1 protein-coding gene is annotated in these 307 nt (G+C 62.9%); it reads right to left on the bottom strand.

What is annotated here, in order from left to right; translation table 11 throughout:
• Positions 1–300: site-specific integrase (locus P0D73_RS46885; protein ID WP_408436584.1), on the bottom strand; the 300-nt coding region annotated here is incomplete at its 3' end.
• Positions 301–307 lie beyond the last annotated feature (7 nt).

The following is a 307-nucleotide window of genomic DNA, read 5'->3' as shown; positions in this document are numbered from 1 at the left end:
ACGTACCGGTTGCATCCTGACCATCAGCTCGGGCCGGTCGAGCGTGACGGTGAAGAAGAACTTCAGGCCGGTGATCGCGTGGTTCAGCGACACGGCCGATGTGCCGTGGTCGACCAGATAGAGCTGGTAGCGCCGCAGGTCCTCGACGGTGGCCGTGTCAGGTGAGCGCCCGAGAAACCGGGCGAACTCACGCACGATGTGCAGATAGATGTCCTGGGTCGTGGGGGCAAGCTGGCGCATGCGCATGTCGTCGATCATGCGCTGGCGTAGCGGACTGGCGTTTGCTGGTAAGGAGGTCATGATTGGG

Origin of the sequence: Paraburkholderia sp. RL18-101-BIB-B (assembly GCF_046026985.1) — a bacterium.
In the GTDB taxonomy this organism is placed as follows: Bacteria; Pseudomonadota; Gammaproteobacteria; order Burkholderiales; family Burkholderiaceae; genus Paraburkholderia.
Note: the sequence above shows the minus strand (reverse complement) of the source record. Positions and strands in the feature narration are given on the sequence as shown.